This is a genomic window from Mycobacterium sp. 050272 (assembly GCF_039023525.1).
GTDB lineage: Bacteria > Actinomycetota > Actinomycetes > Mycobacteriales > Mycobacteriaceae > Mycobacterium.
The window spans coordinates 366,807-384,764 of the sequence record NZ_JBCHKV010000001.1; the positions used below are offsets into that span (position 1 = coordinate 366,807).

19 protein-coding genes are annotated in these 17,958 nt (G+C 67.4%); 5 read left to right on the forward strand and 14 right to left on the reverse strand.

The genetic code is table 11. The annotated features are described in order from the left end of the window. The first annotated feature begins 64 nt into the window (after positions 1-64). Positions 65-565, forward strand: a complete 501-nt coding sequence (locus tag AAHS21_RS01820; RefSeq protein WP_342926007.1) for an NUDIX domain-containing protein — start codon at positions 65-67, stop codon at positions 563-565. Between the two features lie 106 nt (positions 566-671). Here AAHS21_RS01820 and AAHS21_RS01825 read toward each other — a convergent pair whose 3' ends face one another. The 7 genes from AAHS21_RS01825 to AAHS21_RS01855 all read right to left on the reverse strand — a co-directional run bounded on the left by AAHS21_RS01825 (position 672) and on the right by AAHS21_RS01855 (position 9,304). Further along, positions 672-2,543, reverse strand: coding sequence for a PPE family protein (locus AAHS21_RS01825; protein WP_342926008.1), 1,872 nt, complete (start codon positions 2,541-2,543; stop codon positions 672-674). Between the two features lie 569 nt (positions 2,544-3,112). Next, positions 3,113-3,796, reverse strand: a complete 684-nt coding sequence (gene regX, locus AAHS21_RS01830; RefSeq protein WP_090599796.1) for a two-component sensory transduction protein RegX — start codon at positions 3,794-3,796, stop codon at positions 3,113-3,115. Positions 3,797-3,845: 49 nt separating this feature from the next. Next, the gene (locus AAHS21_RS01835; RefSeq protein WP_342926009.1) at positions 3,846-5,075 is read right to left on the reverse strand and encodes an ATP-binding protein; all 1,230 of its coding nucleotides are present in this window, start codon (positions 5,073-5,075) and stop codon (positions 3,846-3,848) included. A gap of 162 nt (positions 5,076-5,237) precedes the next feature. Continuing rightward, positions 5,238-5,987, reverse strand: coding sequence for a phosphoglyceromutase (locus tag AAHS21_RS01840; protein ID WP_342926010.1), 750 nt, complete (start codon positions 5,985-5,987; stop codon positions 5,238-5,240). A gap of 117 nt (positions 5,988-6,104) precedes the next feature. After that, positions 6,105-6,617 (reverse strand): YbjN domain-containing protein, encoded by a 513-nt coding sequence (locus AAHS21_RS01845; RefSeq protein ID WP_342926011.1) that lies wholly within the window; start codon positions 6,615-6,617, stop codon positions 6,105-6,107. Further along, positions 6,614-7,948 carry a D-inositol-3-phosphate glycosyltransferase gene (mshA, locus tag AAHS21_RS01850; protein WP_342926012.1) on the reverse strand — a complete coding sequence of 445 codons (1,335 nt, stop codon included), beginning with the start codon at positions 7,946-7,948 and terminating at the stop codon, positions 6,614-6,616. The genes AAHS21_RS01845 and mshA overlap by 4 nt, the downstream gene beginning before the upstream one ends. A 48-nt stretch (positions 7,949-7,996) precedes the next feature. Beyond that, positions 7,997-9,304: an ROK family protein gene (locus tag AAHS21_RS01855; protein WP_342926013.1), complete on the reverse strand. Its 1,308-nt coding sequence runs from the start codon at positions 9,302-9,304 to the stop codon at positions 7,997-7,999. 177 nt (positions 9,305-9,481) lie between these two features. Between AAHS21_RS01855 and AAHS21_RS01860 the strand changes: the two genes are divergently transcribed. Further along, positions 9,482-10,243, forward strand: coding sequence for an SDR family oxidoreductase (locus AAHS21_RS01860; protein WP_342926014.1), 762 nt, complete (start codon positions 9,482-9,484; stop codon positions 10,241-10,243). Here the strand turns inward: AAHS21_RS01860 and AAHS21_RS01865 are convergent. Both AAHS21_RS01865 and AAHS21_RS01870 read right to left on the reverse strand, forming a co-directional pair. Then, positions 10,215-11,585, reverse strand: a complete 1,371-nt coding sequence (locus tag AAHS21_RS01865; protein WP_342926539.1) for an Ig-like domain-containing protein — start codon at positions 11,583-11,585, stop codon at positions 10,215-10,217. The two genes, AAHS21_RS01860 and AAHS21_RS01865, sit on opposite strands and share 29 nt — an antisense overlap. A 51-nt stretch (positions 11,586-11,636) precedes the next feature. Then, positions 11,637-12,710, reverse strand: coding sequence for a UDP-N-acetylmuramate dehydrogenase (locus tag AAHS21_RS01870; RefSeq protein ID WP_342926015.1), 1,074 nt, complete (start codon positions 12,708-12,710; stop codon positions 11,637-11,639). A 26-nt stretch (positions 12,711-12,736) separates the two neighbouring features. Between AAHS21_RS01870 and AAHS21_RS01875 the strand changes: the two genes are divergently transcribed. Genes AAHS21_RS01875 through AAHS21_RS01885 form a run of 3 tightly spaced genes read left to right on the forward strand, consistent with a single transcriptional unit; the run spans position 12,737 to position 15,075 of the window. After that, on the forward strand, positions 12,737-13,258 hold the full coding sequence (locus AAHS21_RS01875; protein ID WP_342926016.1) for a DUF2505 domain-containing protein: 522 nt from the start codon (positions 12,737-12,739) through the stop codon (positions 13,256-13,258). Between the two features lie 21 nt (positions 13,259-13,279). Beyond that, positions 13,280-14,122 (forward strand): carbon-nitrogen hydrolase family protein, encoded by an 843-nt coding sequence (locus tag AAHS21_RS01880; RefSeq protein WP_342926017.1) that lies wholly within the window; start codon positions 13,280-13,282, stop codon positions 14,120-14,122. Beyond that, positions 14,119-15,075, forward strand: a complete 957-nt coding sequence (locus AAHS21_RS01885; RefSeq protein WP_342926018.1) for a DUF2993 domain-containing protein — start codon at positions 14,119-14,121, stop codon at positions 15,073-15,075. Before AAHS21_RS01880 ends, AAHS21_RS01885 begins: the two co-directional genes overlap by 4 nt. 55 nt (positions 15,076-15,130) lie before the next feature. Here AAHS21_RS01885 and deoC read toward each other — a convergent pair whose 3' ends face one another. The 5 genes from deoC to AAHS21_RS01910 form a co-directional block, all read right to left on the reverse strand. Continuing rightward, a complete protein-coding gene (gene deoC, locus AAHS21_RS01890; RefSeq protein WP_342926019.1) occupies positions 15,131-15,796 on the reverse strand; it encodes a deoxyribose-phosphate aldolase in 666 nt (221 codons plus the stop codon). Next, positions 15,796-16,227 carry a DUF2599 domain-containing protein gene (locus tag AAHS21_RS01895; RefSeq protein ID WP_342926020.1) on the reverse strand — a complete coding sequence of 144 codons (432 nt, stop codon included), beginning with the start codon at positions 16,225-16,227 and terminating at the stop codon, positions 15,796-15,798. The genes deoC and AAHS21_RS01895 overlap by 1 nt, the downstream gene beginning before the upstream one ends. A 4-nt stretch (positions 16,228-16,231) precedes the next feature. Next, on the reverse strand, positions 16,232-16,519 hold the full coding sequence (locus tag AAHS21_RS01900; RefSeq protein ID WP_207768449.1) for a DUF2516 family protein: 288 nt from the start codon (positions 16,517-16,519) through the stop codon (positions 16,232-16,234). 73 nt (positions 16,520-16,592) lie between these two features. Next, positions 16,593-17,201, reverse strand: coding sequence for a heparin-binding hemagglutinin (locus tag AAHS21_RS01905; RefSeq protein WP_096290847.1), 609 nt, complete (start codon positions 17,199-17,201; stop codon positions 16,593-16,595). Positions 17,202-17,514: 313 nt separating this feature from the next. Further along, positions 17,515-17,922 carry a helix-turn-helix transcriptional regulator gene (locus AAHS21_RS01910; RefSeq protein ID WP_342926021.1) on the reverse strand — a complete coding sequence of 136 codons (408 nt, stop codon included), beginning with the start codon at positions 17,920-17,922 and terminating at the stop codon, positions 17,515-17,517. Between the last annotated feature and the right edge of the window lie 36 nt (positions 17,923-17,958).

A 17,958-nucleotide genomic window follows, 5' to 3' on the forward strand; every position in this document is an offset into this window, starting at 1 on the left:
CGGGTGTGCGGCGCGGGCGCCGCCGGCGCACACATGGCGTCGCCACTCGTGTAGGAAAGGTTGAGTGCCGGTTCCCGACTTCATCGTTGAGCTGCGTCGCGCGATCGGCCATGCGCCGTTATGGCTGCCCGGCGTCACCGCCGTCACCATTCATGAGCACAAAGTGCTATTGGTGAAGCGCTCGGATAACGGCGCCTGGACAGCGGTGACGGGGATCGTGGAACCGGGCGAGAACCCGGCGGATTGCGCTGTGCGTGAAGTGCTCGAAGAAGCCGGAGTTCATGTGCAGGCTGTCAGACTGGCCTGGGTCAAGGTGGGCCAGCCGACGGTGCACGCCAACGGTGATCACGCGCAGTACCTGGATCACATATTTCGGATGAAGTGGCTATCCGGGGAGCCGTATGCGGCCGACGACGAGAGCACCGAGGCGAGGTGGTTCGACCTCGACGAGCTGCCGCCGATGACAGCGAACATGCGCCGGCGCATCGAGGTAGGCGCGTCCGACGAGGAGCGGACCCTGTTCGACTCCTCGCGCGGCGACGACTGGGCGCCGCGGGCCCCGTAACGGTGCCCTTGCGGACTGCGCGCTGGGGCTGGATTCACGCCGACCTCGGCGGTGGCTAGTCGGTTTGCGCTAACCCCGTGAGCCCCGGGGCCGGCCGCCGCACCGGTTACTCAACACCGCCGAGAACATCCAGCACACCATTAACACCGATGTCGGGTTGGATTCCCGAGAGACCCGACAGACCTGCGTTTCCGGACAGGCTTGTCGCACTCGACACACTGCTGAGTGATCCGAGAGCCGGCGCCGACGATGCGCCGGCCGAGCTGGCGGAGCCGGCCGAGGCGACCCCGAGGCTGGGGTCGACACCCGCGACGACGGTGCCGTCGGCGAACACGGTGGTAACACCGGTCTGGCTGACGGCGAGGCCGTTGTCGATCGCCAAACCGCCTTGGACAGTACCGTTTCCGACTGCGAGGGTGACGTCATGGGGGACGGCGAGGACGCTGGCCTTGAGAGCCATTGCGCTTTTCGGGGCGACCGCGAGGTGCGCGTGTGAACCTACGGCGAGGCTGCTCTTGAGGGCGCTCAGGTTGCCAACGGCGTCGAGGCTGCCCTGCGGGGCAATGGTGACAGAGCTGTAGCTGAGGTCGACGGTGGCGCCGGAGCTAGTGCCGTAGGACAGCCCGCCCCCGACCGAGAATTGCGCGGAGTCCCCGACGGAGACGGAAGAGCCCGAGCCGACGGTGAACGAGCTCGAGGCCATCGTGCTGTCGGAGCCGACACTCACCGACCCCGAGGTGACGGAGACCTCGCCGCCGGGGGCGACGGTGACCGAGCTGCCGGGGCCGACGGAGATCGAGCCCGATCCCACCGAGACAGAGCCAGGGGCCCCGGTGGTGCCCGATACCGTGGTGACGTCCGAGCCGACACTGAGGGAACCGCCGGACGCGACCTGGACGGAACCCGAGCCGACGGAGACGGAGCCGGATCCGATGGTGACGGAGGAGCCCGGGGTGGTGCCGATGGTGACCGGACCAGAACCGGTGACTGAGCTGGAGGCCAGCAAGGCGGAACTGTTGGGGCCGGCGGTACCGACGGTCAATGACCCACCTTGGCCGATGCTGAGGGCGCCCACTGAGCTCCCCTGGCCGACGGTGACCGAGCTGGCCTGACCGATGGTGAGGGCACTGCTCTGGCCGAGGCTGAGGGAGCTGGCCTGGCCGATGACCAGTGAGCCGCCCGGGCCGACGCTCAGCGTGCTGCCGGGGCTGAGGGCGAGGCTGGCGCCGGGGCCGAGGCTGACGGTGCCGCCGGTGGCGGGGACCGTAGCAGTGAGCGTGCCGCTACTGGCATTGATGACCTGGATGTTGGTGTTGACCGTCTGCGAGCTGAGGATCTTGCTGAGCTCTGCTGCATCGCTCAAGCCCAACTGCAGCACTTTCTGGGTTTGAGCACCGGTGGCGTTGCCGGCGGCCTGGGCCGTAGCGGCGGCCTGGTCGGCGGCCCCGGCCGGGTTGGTGGTTTGCGGCGGTTCGTCGAACGGTTTCAGCGTGCTCAGCGGCTCAGAAGCACTGGCGTAGCTGTACATCGCGGTGGCGTCCTGAACCCACATCTCTGCGTACTGGGCTTCGCAGGCCGCGATCGCCGGGGTGTTCTGACCCAAGAAATTGGTGGCTACCAACACCATCAACTGCAACCGGTTGGCCGCGACGAGCTGCGGGGGCACCGTCATCGCGAACGCCTCGTCGTAGACTGCGGCCGCTGCGTAGGCCTGCGCCGCGGTTTCCCCAGCCTGAACGGCGGCAGTCGACAACCAGTCGACATACGACGTGGCCGCGTTGCTCATCATCATCGACGACGGGCCCAACCACGTTTGGCCGGTCAGCGCCGAGACCTGCGACGCGCAGCCGCTCGCGGTCGACTCGAGCTCGACGGCCACCGCGTCCCAGCCCGCCGCGGCGGCCAGCATCGGTCCCGACCCGGGGCCGCTGTACATGAGACCGGAATTGACCTCTGGAGGCATCAACGCAAAGTCCATGGCTTTTCTCTTTTCGAGTTAAGCGCGGCGATTTTCGACACGAGTACATTAACGCGGCGCACGTGAACGCCCGGTGAAAGCATGCTTAAGCTCCGCGGTAACCATCGGGTAGACCCGTGAAATGCTTGGTGGCACTGCAATTTCGGAGACGATCGCCAGCGGTCCGCACGGAGTTTGATGCCGTGTTACGCATTTTTAAGTAATATTTCTTCTGGCTTATTCCTGGTGCCGCGCCGTCGATTTTCCCGTTACCGAAAGCTAAACAGCGAGCTTCGATCTATTGGCGGCATTCAAGTCCGCGCAGCCTGGGGCAACCAACTGTCGCGTGGGTCCGGGCACGGCACACCCGCAGTGCAGAGCCGACTCCGGCAAGCTCGGCCGCCACGGCAATCAACAGCGCGCGGTCAACCTCTGGGCCACAACATGTTTGAGATCCGTGCTGTACCCATCCGAACGACTAGCGCGCGAATCGGATCGAAATCGTTGAGCGGCAACGTAGCTGTGTCACCACTGGCCGACACGACGCCGGTCCCGCCGTCGCTACTTGAAGCTGTACAGCAGACGAATGCCTACCCTTCGAGCTTGTAGCCCAGCCCGCGCACCGTTACCAGGTGCACCGGATTGGCCGGGTCGGCTTCGATCTTGGACCGCAGCCGCTTGACGTGGACGTCGAGCGTCTTGGTGTCGCCGACGTAGTCCGCGCCCCACACCCGATCGATCAGCTGTCCACGGGTCAGCACCCGGCCGCTGTTGCGCATCAGGTACTCGAGGAGGTCAAACTCCTTGAGCGGCAACGTGATTGTGTCGCCGTTCACCGAAACGACATGCCGCTCGACGTCCATCCGGACCGGACCGGACTCCAATACGCCGTCACTGATCTCGGAGTCGTCGTCGCCGCCCCGGCGCAGCACCGCCCGGATCCGGGCAATCAGCTCGCGGGCCGAATAGGGCTTGGTCACATAGTCATCGGCGCCGAGCTCCAGGCCGACCACTTTGTCGATCTCGCTGTCCCGGGCCGTCACCATGATCACCGGCACGCTGGAGCGAGCGCGCAGCTGCTTGCAGACGTCGGTGCCCGACATGCCCGGCAGCATCAAATCAAGCAGCACGATGTCCGCGCCTGCCCGGTCGAACTCGGACAGCGCCGCTGACCCATCGGTCACCACGGTGGCTTCGAAGCCCTCCTTGCGAAGCAGGAAGGCCAGTGGATCGGCAAGCGACTCCTCGTCCTCCACGATCAGCACACTGGTCACGGGCGCCACTCCTGTTCATCGCTGCGCTCTGCATCGTCGTATGCGCGGGTCATCGACTTAGTTCTTCCTCTCGTTGGGACCTGTTGGGCCGCACTTCGCGGGCCCGGGGTTGCTCGGTTTCTTCGTCGCTATCGGTGTCCTGATAGGCCGGGATCGACAAGGTGAACGTCGAACCGGTTCCCGGCTTGCTCCACACGCCGATGCTGCCGTCGTGATTGGCCGCAACGTGTTTGACGATCGCCAGCCCCAGCCCACTGCCGCCGGTGGCTCGCGAACGCGCCTTGTCCCCCCGGAAAAACCGCTCGAAGACCCGCTCCTGGTCTTCTAGCGCAATCCCGATCCCGCGGTCGGTAACCGCGATCTCGATGTTGTCGCCACGACGGCGACGGCTGATCGACACCGGCGAGCCCGGCGGCGAGTAGGCGATCGCATTAGAGACCAGATTGGCCAATGCGGTCACCAGCAGCGTTTGATCCCCCAGCACCCGCAAACCGGTGGGCGCGTCGGTGCGAATCTCGATCTTGGCATTGTCGGCAGCCACCTTGTGACGTGAAATTGCTTCGGCCACAACGGTATCCACCTCGACAGCGACGACATTGGGCAATCGCTCGGCGCCTTGGAGCCGGGAGAGCTCGATCAGCTCGGCGACCATGTCGCCCAGCCGGTTGGCCTCGATCAGCACCTTCTCGGCGAAGCGGCGCACGGTTTCGGAGTCGTCCGCCGACGCCAGCAGGGCCTCGGCCAGCAGCGCCATGGCGCCGACCGGGGTCTTGAGCTCGTGGCTGACGTTGGCCACGAAGTCGCGCCGCGTGGCTTCCATGCGCGCATGGTCGGACTGGTCGTGTACGAAGACCACGGCGAACCGGCGGTCTTCCTCACTGAGCAGCGTTGCCTGCCCGTGCACCGATATCCCGGACCGTCCGGCGGCCCCGCGCTTGCCGGGCTGTAGGTCGAACTCGACGACCTCCCCGCCCAGCGCCTGCTGCGCCGCTTGCCAGGCTTGGTCGTCGAGCTGCCGATCGCGCACCAGGCCCAATTCCTTGGCCCGCTCGTTGAGGTAGACGACGTCGCGATGGGAATCCACGACCGCGGCGCCCAGCGGCATCAGGGTGACGATTCGTTGCAGCATCTGCGCGACGGTGATGCCGGTCGACTCGGTGGCCACTCGCTGTCGCCGTAGCACCACCCGTGCGGACAACCGAGTGCCGACCGCCACTCCAACGGTCAGCGCCAGCAAGGACAAGACCCCGGCCAGCAACAGCGCCGAGAACACAGTCACGAACAAAATCCTACAAATCTGGTGAACGCAGCCCTAGCGGAACGAGGCCAAAATCGGACAAGTCACAACTTGCGCTACAGGTGTTCGGCTGTCGTTCATGCGGAATTTGGCCTACGGGCTTTCGGCGCTCAAAAGCGGCGAAAATTGAGCCGCGCGTCGATCCTACCGGGCACCCTGGCTGGCTACCGCCGCGGCGCCCGCGGCCGCCGCTTCCGGGTCCAGGTAGGTGCCGCCGGGCACTACCGGTCGCAAATCAGCGTCCAGGTCGTAGCGAAGCGGAATTCCGGTCGGAATGTTCAGCTCGGAGATCTCGTCGTCGGAGATCTGGTCGAGGTGTTTGACGAGGGCGCGCAGCGAGTTGCCGTGGGCAACGATCAGCACCGTCTTGCCGAAGCGCAGATCCGGGACGATCACGTCGGTGAAGTACGGCAGAAAACGCACCACCACGTCGGCCAGGCATTCGGTGAGCGGGCCGCCGCTGATGTCGGCGTAGCGCGGGTCGCCATCCTGGCTGAACTTGCTGCCCTTCTCGATCGGCGGCGGCGGGGTGTCATAGCTGCGCCGCCAGGCCATGAATTGCTCGTGGCCGTAGCGGGCCTTGGTCTCGGCTTTGTCCAGGCCCTGCAGCGCCCCGTAGTGGCGTTCGTTGAGCCGCCAGCTGCGTCGCACCGGCAGCCACAGCCGGTCGGCGGCGTCCAGCGCCAGGTGCGCCGTGGTGATGGCGCGGCGCAGCAGCGAGGTATACAGCACGTCGGGCAGCAGGCCGTGCTCGGTCAGCAGCTCGCCGCTGCGAACCGCTTCGGCCCGCCCCTTTTCGGTCAGCCCGACGTCGACCCATCCGGTAAACAGGTTCAGCGAATTCCATTCGCTTTCGCCGTGGCGAAGCAGTACCAGCGTCGCAGTGTCACCCATGTCGGTCAGTCTCTCACGCACTCACTCAGGGTCGCCGAGCGTAACGCCACGGCGAAATTTGGGACCGAAAATCGGCAGCCACGTGACGCTCGCGGAAAATGTCCCCAGCCCACGTGGCTAGTCGTCTTCGTCGTCGTCGATCAGGTGGGCGAACGCCTCCAGATTCTTCAACGATTCGCCCCGTGATACCCGCCAATCCCATTCCTTCTGTATCGACGAGCGAAAACCCAACTCCAGCAACGTATTGAAGTCCGAATCCACCGCTTCGAGCACTTGCCCGAGCACCCGGTCGATCTCCTCGGCGTCCACCGAGGCCAGCGACATCCGGCCGACCAGGTAGATGTCGCCGACGTTGTCCAGCGTGTAGGCGACTCCGTACAGCCGGCGGTTGCGCTTGAGCAGGAACCGGTACACGCCCTCGTGGTTCTCGTCGGGCTTGCGGCACACGAACGCCTCGACGCGCACCGAGTGCTCGCCGATGCTCAGGATCGTGTTGGTTTTGAGCCGGCGCTCGCCGGGCAGCTCCACTACCAGACCCGGCAATCCGCCATGTGCGCCTTCGTGTTTCGAGTACGTCAGCTCGCTGGCATCGAGCGCGCGCTCGATCACCTGCTGCACGGACGGGCTCATGCGCCAACCCCGCGACGCGGCGTCCAACGACGCGGTTTACGCGCCGCCACCCGGTCGCGCACCCGGCGCTGCCGTGCGGCGGTGAAATCGCCGATGGCCCGCCGATAGCTGGCCAGCAACGCGTCGGTGGTGTGCTCCCACGAGAACGTCGCCGCGTGCGCGGCCGCGGCCCGGCTCATCGCCGCGCCCCGCGCCGTGCCGTCCAGCCCCAGCAGCTCGTCGAGCGCGCGGGCCCAGTCGTCGACGTCATGCCCTGGCACCAGCGAGCCGGTGACACCGTCGCGCACCGCGACCGGCAGACCGCCGACCGCTGCCGCCACCACCGGCGTGCCGCACGCCTGCGCCTCGACGGCGACCAAGCCGAAAGACTCCGAATAGCTGGGCACCGCAACAAGATTCGCGGCCTGGAACAGGGTCGCCAGGTTCGGCCGGGACTGCGGCGGCAGGAACGTCACCCGCTCGCTGATCCCGAGTTCGTCGGCCAGGCGAACCAGTCCGTCCGGGGTGGCCAGACCGCTGCCCGACGGGCCGCCGGCCACCACGATGCGCACGCCCGGCAGTTTCGCCGCTGCCCGCAGCACGATGTCGGGTGCCTTCAGCGGCTGGATTCGTCCGACGAACACCACGATCTGTTCGTCGAGCCCAAGCCCCAGCGCGGCACGGGCCGCCCGGCGTTCGCCCGGGCGGAACACCTCCAGGTCGACGCCGGGATGGACCACGTCGATCCGCTCGGGGACGGCATGGTGGATCGAAACCAATTGCCGCGCTTCGTCTTCGGTGTTGACGATCAGCCGGTCCGCCTCATCGACGACCTGCTGCTCCCCCACCGTGCGCAGCGGCGGCTCGGGCGTGTCGCCGGCGGCCAGTGCGGCGTTTTTCACCGCGGCCAGGGTGTGCGCGGTGTGCACCAGCGGCACCGCCCAACGGTCGCGCGCCAGCCAGCCGACCTGTCCGGACAGCCAGTAGTGCGAGTGCACGATGTCGTAGTAGCCGGGCTCATGCGACGCCTCGGCACGCAGCACCCCGGCCGCGAACGCGCACAGCTGGGTGGGCAGATCGTATTTGTCCAAACCCTCGAACGGCCCGGCCACGACGTTGCGCACCAGCACGCCGGGCTCAACCTCGACGACCGGCGGATCCGCCGAGGCGGTGGCCCGGGTGAAGATCTCCACCTCGATGCCCCGCCGGGCCAGATGCAACGCACTTTGCAGCACGTACACGTTCATCCCGCCGGCATCACCGGTACCCGGTTGAGCCAGGGGCGAGGTGTGCACTGCCAACAGCGCGACCCGGCGCGGATCGCTGCGCAGGAGGACGTCGTCGTGCCGCACTCTTTCATCTTTACAGCACGGCCCGGCCGGCGGCCTAAGGCGTTCGCGTTAGGCGGACGACTCGTCGACCACGTCCGGGATCCGGGAGCCGATCACCCCGGCGCGCCGCATCGCGCCCAGCGGGTCGGCGTAGAGCCCGCCCAGCGACACGATGCCCGCCCCGGCCTCTTGCACGCGGTTGCCGAAGGCCGTGACGCGAATATCCCGCGGCGGCAACACCGAACGCTCGGCGAATGCCGCCTCCACCTGCTCCATCGCCTCGGGATACTCGGTGAATGCCTGGCCACCGACCACCAGTTCGTCGGGGTTCAGCAAGTCGCGCAGCAGCGCGACCGCCTCACCCAGGACTCGGGCGCGCTCCGCGAGCAGATCCTTGGCCGGCTGGTTGCCGGCTCGGGCCAGGCGCAGCAGATCGGTGATGCCCGTGGCGGGACCATTCGCGCGCCCGGCCGGGGCCGGGGGCAGGATGCGCAGCCGGCGAGCCGCGGCCAGCACCGCCTCGTCGCTGACCGTGGACTCCAGCTGCCCGGTGCCACCGAGCAATTCGGAGTGCGCGGGCAGGCCCGCGATCGTGCCCGGACCGCTGGACGGGCAGTGCACCCGTCCGCCGATCACCAGCGCGTAGCCCACGGTCTCGCGGGCGTAGACGTACAGGCTGGTCGGCGAGCTCGGCGCAAACCGCCGCATACCCAGCAGCAGCTCGGCGCCGGCCATCGCGTCCACGTGCGACGCCACCGACACCGGCAGGCTCAGCGCGTCGGCCAGCACCGGCCCGACCGGCGCTTGCCGCCAGCCCAGCCGCGGGTGGTCGACGTGGCCGGTGGCGCCGTCGACAGTGCCACCGATGGCGACCCCGACCCACAACGGCCGCCGGCGGTGCCAGCGCCGCAGATAGCGGGTCGCGCTTTCGGCCAACGACGTCAGTGCGGCGGCCGGCGGGCTCAGCGGCGTCGGTGTTTCCACCGTGTCCAGCGTGCGGCCGAACAGGTCGGTGGCCACGATGCTGGTAGTCCGCGCGCCGATGTGGATGCCCAGCGCCACAAAAGGTTCGTGGTTGAGCTCCACCGGAACCCGCGGGCGTCCGATGGCCCCGGAGACGGCCAGGTCTGCGCGTTCCCGCAGCAGGCCCGCGTCGAGCAGGGCGATGACCTGCCGGTTCACCGTCGCGATGCTCAGCGAGGTGACCCCGGCGATGACATCGCGGCCGACCGGGCCGCGCAGCCGGACCGCCCGGAACACCGAGGCCGCGGCGGAGTCGGAGATGTGCAGCGACGGCGGCAGGATCTGGCGGTGCAGCCGCAGGTGGCCCGTACGGCTGGGCGAATGATGGGTGTGGGTGAGAGAAGTCGAGCGCACGAGCGTCCTTTGTCCGAGTTCCAATGGCCGGTCTTGGCCACAACCTGTTTTGGGTTCAGGCGCGGCAAAGTGCGCGGCAACAACACGCACATGCCGCGCAAAGACACGCGGCAGTGTTGTTGAACAGGGCGCTGTGGTGCACCTCAGGAATTTAGCACGTTTATTAGAGTTGGCTCAGTGAGTTCAAATAACCTGCATCAACGGGTCGCGGTAGTGACCGGTGCCAGTTCCGGGATCGGCGAAGCAACAGCCAAAACCCTTGCCGCCCTTGGGTTTCACGTCGTCGCTGTGGCTCGGCGCGCGGACCGGATTACTGCCCTCGCGGAAGAGATAGCCGGCACCGCAATTGTGGCTGACGTCACAGACGACGCCGCGGTGGAGGCGCTCGCCAGCAAACTGGGCCGGGTCGATGTATTGGTCAACAACGCCGGCGGCGCACGCGGGTTGGCGCCCGTCGCCGACGCCGACCTCGAGCACTGGCGCTGGATGTGGGAGACCAACGTGCTTGGCACGCTGCGGGTCACCCGCGCACTGCTGCCCAAGCTGATCGACTCCGGCGACGGCCTGATCGTCACCGTCACCTCGGTGGCCGCACTCGAGGTGTACGACGGCGGCGCCGGCTACACCGCGGCCAAGCACGCTCAAGGCGCGGTGCACCGCACGCTGCGCGGCGAACTGCTGGGCAAGCCGGTGCGCCTCACCGAAATCGCCCCGGGCGCAGTGGAAACCGAGTTTTCGCTGGTCCGATTCGACGGCGATCAGGAACGCGCGGACGCAGTTTATGCCGGCATCACACCGCTGACGGCGACCGACGTGGCCGAGGTGATCGGGTTCGTGGCGTCACGGCCGTCCCACGTCGACCTGGACCTGATCGTGCTCAAGCCACGCGATCAGGCCAATGCGATGCGGTTTAACCGCCGGGGCCAGGCGAGGACGTAGTCGTCGTGGTCGTGGTGGTCGGCGTCCCCGACAGACTCGGCGCCGTCGACGGCGTGACCGGCGCGGTGACGGGGATCTGACTGGCCGGCGGGTGCGCATTGGGAGGCGGTAGGGCCGACATGGCCACCCAGGTGTCCCAATCGACGGCCCAGTCCCAGATGTCGCCGTCGGAGTAGGACAACTGGATCGAGCTGCCGGTCACCTCGACCGGGTCGCCGTACATCGCGGTCGGGTAGTACTCCGCGGCGTCCTCGGTCGACAGGTTGATGCAGCCGTTGGTGACGTTCGTGTTGCCTTGTGCGCCAGCGCTCATCGGGTTGGCGTGAATGAACTCGCCGTTGTTGGAGATCCGCACCGCCCAGCGTTCGTGCACGTGGCTGTAGCCGGCCGCGGGGTTGGACATGTAGAAGTCCGCGTACTTCTCGGTCACCACGTGGATGCCGTTGCGGGTGACGTTGCGCGCCTTGTCGGCCTCGCCGTAGCTGCACGGGAAGTCCATGATCACGCCCGCGTCGGTGACGACCTGGATGCGGTGCGACGACACCTCGGCCTTGACGACCTGCTTGCGGCCGATCTGAATCTTCAACGACATGTCCTGCAGGCCGTAGGCGCCGTCGCCGAACGGCAGGCCGTAGAACTTGGCGTCGACGCTGACGGTGGTGCCCGCCGGGTAGTACTCGCGCGGCCGGTAGTGGATGCGCGCGCCCTGCTGCTCGTCAGGCAGCCAGGCCCAGCTGCCCTCGACGGGCGGGTTGGTGGTGATGGTCAGCGCCCGTTCGACGGCAGCCTTGTCGCTGATCGGCGCGTCGAACTGGATGATGATCGGCGCGGCGACGCCGACCGTCTGGCCGTCGGCCAACTGGAATCCGCCGTCAATCTTCTTGGTGGGCGCGACGGTGGTTAATTTGCCCGTCACGGGAACGGTCTTGCCGTCGTGGCCGACGACCGAGCCGGTCCAGCTATAGCTGGTGTCATAACCCAACGGCTCGGTGGTCGTGTAGACGGTGCGGTCGGAGTTGAACGCTCCGGCAACGACCTTGCCGGCCGAATTCGTCAACGCCACCTTCTGGAACCAGCCGTCGCTGACCGTGACGCTGACCGGCGCGATGGGAACCACATCGGCAGCGGCCCCCTGGTTGTCCAGGGCGGGCTGGTATTTCAGACTCGGCGCCGACTGCTCCTTGTTCTTCTGCGCTTGCTTGGCCGTGGGGCCGCTGCAGGCGGCCAGCACGCTCGGCGCGAACACACCCAGCCCAAGGGCTGCCAACGCCAGCCGCCGATTAATCGGCGGCTGTTCGGGGGATGTGCTCACGACAATAAAAGATACCGGCAGTACCGACACCGCTTGCGCCACGACGAGTCGCGAAAGCCTACAGACACACCGAATCCACAGCTAAAGGCGGCAGCCGAGCAGCACCGGTTCGGGTTCCAGTGTGATGCCAAACACGTCACGGACCCCGTCGCGGATGGTTCGCGCCAGGGTGATCACATCCGCCGTGGTGGCGTGGCCCCGATTGGTCAGAGCAAGCGCGTGCTTGGTGGACAACCGGCAGGGCGCGGCCGGGTCGTCGGGATAACCCTTGCCGAAGCCCGCATGCTCCACCAGCCACGCGGCGGCCAGCTTGACGCCGTCGGGCGCCGGGTAGTTGGGCACCGGCCCGTCGGTACGCCCGGCCAGCGACTCGTAAACCTGCGGCGCGACGACCGGGTTGGTGAAGAACGAACCCACGCTCCAGGTGTCGTGGTCGGCCGCGTCGAGCACCATGCCCTTGCGCGCACGCAGGGCCAGCACCGCCTCGCGCACCGCGCGCGGGTCCGCACGCTCACCGCTGGCCGCATTCAACGCCGCGGTGAGCTCGCCGTAGCGCAACGGCGCGCTGCGGCCGGAACCGTCCAGTGCGAACTCCACTTCCAGCACCACGCCGGGCGCCTGCTGACCGGGCCGCTTGAACCTGCTGGTGCGATAGCCGAAGGCCAGCTCGTCGCCGGGTATCCAACACACCGCACCGCTGCCGCGATCCAGCACCCGCACCCGGGTGATGGTGTCGGACACCTCCGCGCCGTAGGCCCCGACGTTCTGCACCGGCGTGGCTCCCGCCGATCCCGGTATGCCGGACAGGCACTCGAGGCCGCCCAGCCCGTGCTCGATCGCCGCGACGACCACGTCGTCCCACACCGCCCCGGCCTCGGCGCGCAGCAGGTGGCCGTCCACGGTGATCCCGCGGGTGGCCACGTGCACGGCGGTCAGGTCGGTCAGGTCGTCGGCGATCACCAGATTGGAGCCGCCGGAGAACACCAGCACCGGCCCGTCACATGCGCCGTCCAACTCGGCCAGCACGGCGACAACCTGTTCGCTGCGGGTGCAGGTGATCAGGCGTTGTGCGACCGGTCCGACGCGCAACGTGGTCAGCGGCGCCAGCGGCACCGCCTCAGCGACGCGCGCGCCAGCGAAGAGCGATCCGGTCACGGCCCGTAACGGTAGCCTGACCTGCTATGCCCCGCTCATTCGACTTGTCCGCCGACTATCAGGACAGCGTCGAAGACCTGCACCGGGTGTTCGCCGAGCCCGACTACTGGCGGGCCAGGCTGGCCGACATTCCGGTCGACAAGGCGCGGTTGGAGTCGATCCGCTTCGGAGGGGAATCCGGCGACGACGGCACCATCGAAGTGGTGACGCTGCAGGAAGTGCACAGCCATAACCTGCCCGCGATGGTCACCCAGCTGCACCGGGGCGACCTGTTCTTCAGACGCGAAGAGACGTGGGGGCCCGTCACCGACGGCATCGCCACGGCGTCCATCAAGGGCTCGATCGTGGACACCCCGGTGAACGTCCTGGGCACCGCCGAGCTGTCGCCGATTGACCGCGGCGGCGCCCGCTTGACGTTCCGGGTCAGCATCCACGTCCGGATTCCGCTGATCGGCGGCAAGGTGGAGAACATCATCGGCACGCATCTGGCCGATCTGGTGAGCAGGGAGCAGCGCTTCACCACCGAATGGATCACCAACAACGCGTGATTCGCTTCTAAGCTGGCGGCCATGCGAATCGCGTTGGCGCAAATGCTCAGTGGCAGCGATCCGGCGGCCAATCTGCAACAGGTGCGCGACTACACCGCCCGGGCCGCCGACGCCGGCGCGACGCTGGTGGTGTTTCCCGAAGCGACCATGTGCCGGTTCGGCGTCCCGCTGGCACCGATCGCCGAGCCCCTCGACGGACCGTGGGCCGACGGGGTCCGGCAGATCGCCTCCGAGTCCGCCGTCACGGTAATCGCCGGCATGTTCACCCCGGCCGGCGACGGACGCGTGACGAACACGCTGATCGCGGCCGGGCCCGGCACACCGAATCAGCCGGACGCCCACTACGACAAGATTCATCTCTACGACGCGTTCGGCTTTACCGAGTCACGCACCGTCGCGGCGGGCCGGGAACCGGTGGTGATCACCGTCGACGGCGTCGGGGTGGGGTTGACCGTTTGCTACGACATCCGCTTCCCCGAGCTCTACACCGAACTGGCCCGGCGCGGCGCCCAGCTCATCGCGGTCTGCGCGTCCTGGGGTTCGGGTCCGGGAAAGCTCGCGCAGTGGACCTTGCTGGCCCGCGCCCGCGCGCTGGACTCGATGAGCTACGTCGCCGCGGCCGGCCAAGCCGATCCCGCTGACACACTGGTGGGCTCGGGGTCTCCCGCGGGCGCGCCGATGGGCGTCGGCGGCAGCCTGGTGGCCTCGCCGCTGGGCGAGGTGGTCGCCTCAGCAGGTCCCGACCCACAACTGGTGCTCGCCGACATTGACACCGCCTTGGTCGCGAAGGCTCGCGAAAGCATCGCGGTGCTGCGCAACCAGTCCGACTTTGCTCGTAGCGATAGGGCAGAATCGGTTGGGTGACGAACCCGCAAGGACCACCGCACGAGGGCCCGTCAACGGCGGCTTCCAGCGAGGATCACGGTCCGTTCGGCCCGACCTCCGCCCCGACCGAACCGCACTATCCCGCCGGCGCGGACACCCAGCAGGCCAGCTACGCGCCGCCGCCGCTGCCACCCCTGAGCCCCACCGAGCGGGTTAGCCGGCCCAGCGAGCAGCCCGAACCGCCAGCGAAGAAGAAGAGATTCCGCGACCCGCTGTCCATTGTTCTGATCTGCGTCATCGTGGTGTCGCTGCTGCTCGCGGGGCTGATCGGCGGCGAGCTGTACGCCCGCCACGTGGCCGACACCAAGGTCGCCGAGGCGGTGGCCTGCGAGGTCCAGGACCAGGCCACGGCGTCGTTCGGAGTCGCGCCGCTGCTGCTGTGGCAGCTCGCGACGCAGCACTTCACCAACATCTCGGTGTCGACGGCCGGCAACCAGATCCGCGATGCCAAGGGCATGAAGATCGACATCGTCATCAAAGACGTCAAGCTGGACCGGACGTCGTCGTCCAAGGGCACCATCGGATCGCTGGACGCGACCATCACCTGGACCAGTGACGGCATCAAGGATTCGGTGCAGAACGCGGTCCCGGTGCTGGGCCCGTTTGTCACCAACAGCGTGACCACCCATCCCGCCGACGGCACCATCGAACTGAAGGGGATGCTGGACAACATCACGACCAAGCCCGTGGTGTCCGGCAAGGGAATTCAGCTGCAGATCCAGAGCTTCAACGCGCTGGGCTTTACGCTGCCTCGCGAAAGCGTCCAGTCCACCCTCGATGCGTACACCGCGAAGCTGACCGCCGACTACCCGCTGGGTATTCACGCGGACAGCGTGCAAGTGACGCCGACCGGCGTGACGAGCCATTTCTCGACCCAGAACGCCTCGATTCCGGCTGGTGAAAACAACGATTCCTGTTTCGCCAACATCTAGGGCTTGCCCGGCTGGGCGTTGCCGCACGCTGCAGGGCCGCCGCTAGGCGCCGGCGTCAGCCCAGCCCGTCGAGAACGGCCCGCGTCCCGGATAGGCCGAGCCGGGTCGCCCCGGCCTCCACCATGGCGACCGCGTCGGCAGCGGTGCGAATGCCGCCGCTGGCCTTGACCCCCAGGCGACCGCCGACGGCCTCGGCCATCAGCGCGACGGCCCGCACCGACGCCCCGCCCGCGGGGTGAAACCCGGTCGAGGTCTTGACGAAGTCCGCGCCGGCCTCTTCGGCTGCCCGGCACACGTTGGTCAGCGTGCGCCCGTCCGAATCATCGAGCAGCACAGCCGATTCCACGATCACCTTGAGAACGGCGCCGGGTATGGCCGCGCGCACCGCGGCGATGTCGGAGCGCACCGCGTCCAACTCGCCGGCCAGCGCGGCGCCGATGTCGATGACCATGTCGACTTCACTCGCCCCGGATGCCACCGCCCGGGCGGCCTCCTGCGCCTTGATCGCCGAGACGTGCTTGCCGGACGGAAAGCCGGCCACCGTCGCGACCCGGACTCCGCCGGCCGCAGCGGCTACCGGAACCATCGACGGTGATACGCACACCGCGTAGACGGCCAGGTCCGCGGCTTCGGCCAGCAGCGCGACCACGTCGGCACCGGTGGCCTCGGGTTTGAGCAGCGTGTGGTCGACGAGTGCCGCGAGCTGTTCTCGACGCATCATCAGTTGGGTTCCTCCGGGCCGCCGGGATTGCAGCCGGACGCGACCATCTCGGCGTCGTCGACGACGGGCCGCCATGGTTCGAGATTCCAGCTCGTCTTGCCGGGTTGCGCCATTTCGGCGAATTGCCAATGGCAGATGAATTGGGCATACATGCCGGGGGTGTCAGCGTTCGGGGCCATCGCCAACACCTCGGCCCAGGCCTCGTCGGCCGCACTCGGGTTGTTGGGTTGGCGGGAGGCCAGCCGCCCCGATGGCGTCGGAAACACCCGCAAGCTGGCCAGCCGCCCCCACTGCGTCCACCCGGTGTGATCGACAAACGGAGGGGCGGGGTTGACCGCGCCGGTGCCGGGATCGGCCCACGCGATGCCCCGAACGGGCCCGACCGGCACCCAGACCAGCAGCGCGACCAGCGCAGCCAGCACGGCCTTCATCGCGTCAGCGCGACTTGCCCTGAATTTCGAGAAGTTTGGGCCGCACGTCGACCAGATAGACACCCGCCGCGCACGCGGAGATCGCCATGCCGAGCACGCCGAAAACGAAGCTCAGGATCGATGTCAACGCGACGGCCAGGCCTAGGATCACCAGCCACACCGGCTTGGTCAGCTTGTCCGCAGCGGTGTAGGCGTCGGGTCGCTGCATCGCCGCATGAATGAATGCGTACACCGACATCACCAGGACGCCGATCTGCAAGACCAACATGACGGTACCCACAGCATGATTCACGACTCAAGGGTATGCGGGCCGCGTCGTAAACGTCGAATCCGAGTTGCCCCGAAGGGCAACTCGGTATCCGAAACTACTTCTGGGTGACCTTCTTGGCGGGAGCCTTCTTGGCCGGAGCCTTCTTGGCCGGCGCCTTCTTGGCCGGAGCCTTCTTGGCCGGGGCCTTCTTCGCCACTGCCTTGGTCGCCGACTCCGCCTTCTTGGGCAGCTCGATGCCGACCAGCTTCGCGGCCCGCTCGCCGACCGCGCGGGTCTGGTTGGCCACGGTGCCCAGCGCTTCCTGGGTCAGCTCGACGGCCTGGTCGACGTAGCCCTCGGCGCGCGCCTGGGTCTCCTCGAACGGCCGCTGGCTGCGCAGCCGCTGCAGCGCGGCCTCGCCGCGCTCGACCAGCTCGTTGTAGCGGTTGGTCGCGGCGTCCAGGTAGCCCTCGGCGGCCTTACGCAGTTCCTCCGGGGTGAAGCGCTCGCGCAGCTCGGTGAACTGTTCGGGCAGGTCTTCCTGCAGCTTGGCGATGCGAGCGCGGCTCTCCTCGACCCGGCTGCGGGTGTCGGTGCGGGTGTCCTCGGCGCGGTCACGCAGGCTGCCGATGAGCTCGTTCACGGTGGCCAGGGCCAGGTCTGCTGCGCCCAGGGCCGCCAGCAACGGCGCCCGCAATTCTTCGATGTTCGTGTTTTCAGCCATGGTGTTTCCTTTCATGGTTCGTTGTCGTTCTCAGGGTTGAAGTGTTTGGTAGGGAAGTCGAGGCAAGCGTCGGCTCCTGGTGCGTGGAGTGGTCAAGACCCGCGGATTGACCTGGCACGCGACTTGCCGAAAAACCTCCTGGTTGGTCGGGTCGGGTTGACGATCGAGTGGGATAGGGCGCAGCGTCGCGCCGCGTAATCAGTGGGAATCGGTGCATCCTTCCCTTCTGGGTAACCCAGCGGCCGTTGGGCTATACGTCACCAACTCGTGCTCAGGCGTTTGTCGCAGCTGAGCCGGCCCGGGGCGGGCTACCTCACTCGTGGTTGTCGGATTCGGGCGAACACTCCTCATGGATCGATTCGTTTTGCTGGGCAAATGAGGTATAGATCTCGAGCAGAATCTGCTTCTGACGCTCGGTGATCGCCGTGTCGGTGATGACCGCGTCACGCACTTGGCTCTTGTCGCTCGGCTCCAGGATCCCGGCCCGCACGTAGAGGACCTCGGCGGAAACCCGCAGCGCTTTCGCGATCTGACTCAGCACGTCGGCAGAAGGTTTGCGCAGTCCGCGCTCAACCTGGCTCAGATAGGGATTGCTGACACCGGCCAGCTCGGCAAGTTGTCGTACCGAAACCTGCGCGAGTTCACGCTGGCTTCTGATGAAGCTGCCGATGTCGGAGGCCGCCGTCGACACCTTGGCGGAGAGCGTCTCCTCCGGTGGCATTGCGTGCTCCTACGGTCCGATGGCTGACCTTGACAG